Origin of the sequence: Citrobacter cronae (assembly GCF_016893685.1) — a bacterium.
Classification (GTDB): Bacteria; Pseudomonadota; Gammaproteobacteria; order Enterobacterales; family Enterobacteriaceae; genus Citrobacter; species Citrobacter werkmanii.
This window is the reverse complement of sequence record NZ_CP069763.1, coordinates 2,717,263-2,718,146: the sequence shown is the minus strand read 5'-3', so window position 1 is coordinate 2,718,146 and position 884 is coordinate 2,717,263. Positions and strand designations below refer to the sequence as shown.

General features: G+C 54.9%; 2 protein-coding genes. Both read left to right on the top strand.

Annotated features, from left to right (window positions below; all coding sequences use genetic code 11):
* On the top strand, nt 1–534 hold a 534-nt coding region (locus JSN25_RS22080; RefSeq protein ID WP_233638077.1), incomplete at its 5' end, for a TonB-dependent receptor domain-containing protein.
* A gap of 49 nt (nt 535–583) precedes the next feature.
* Nucleotides 584–884: enterobactin synthase subunit EntD (gene entD / locus JSN25_RS11515; protein WP_204524944.1), on the top strand; the 301-nt coding region annotated here is incomplete at its 3' end.

Here is an 884-nt window from a genome sequence, read left to right as displayed (position 1 = left end):
ACTTACACCGATATCTATCAGTGGGAAAACATTCCTAAAGCGGTGGTTGAGGGTCTGGAAGGTACGCTGAACGTGCCGGTTAGCGAAACCGTTACCTGGACCAACAACATCACTTACATGCTGCAAAGTAAGAATAAAGAGACCGGCGAACGCCTGTCGATTATTCCTGAGTACACGCTGAACTCGACCCTGAGCTGGCAGGCACGCGAAGATTTGTCGCTGCAATCCACCTTCACCTGGTACGGTAAACAGCAGCCGAAAAAATATGATTACCAGGGCAAACCGGTAACCGGCAGTTCGGCGAGTGAAGTCAGCCCGTACAGCATCGTCGGCCTGAGCGCGACCTGGGATGTGACGAAAAACGTCAGCCTGACCGGCGGCGTGGATAACGTCTTTGACAAGCGTTTATGGCGTGAAGGTAATGCCCAGACCACGGGCGATATTGTGACCGGAAACTATATGGCGGGCGCGGGCGCGAACACCTATAACGAACCAGGCCGGACGTGGTTCATGAGCGTTAACACACACTTCTGATAACGTTTCCCCCTCTCCTCCCTGCGGGGAGAGGGAAAGCATAACCATGATGCACACCACGCACACACCGCTCACTTTCGCAGACCACACGCTGCACATTGTCGAGTTCGATCCCGCCAGCTTCCATGAGCAGGACCTGCTCTGGCTGCCCCACCACGCTCAGCTCCTGTCCAGTGGACGTAAGCGTAAAGCAGAGCACTTAGCAGGACGTATTGCCGCAGTACATGCATTACGTGAATACGGTATCAAAACTGTGCCCGGCATCGGCAGGCAACGCCAACCATTGTGGCCGCAAAATCTGTTTGGCAGCATCAGCCACAGTGCATCGACAGCGCTGGCGGTGGTATCGA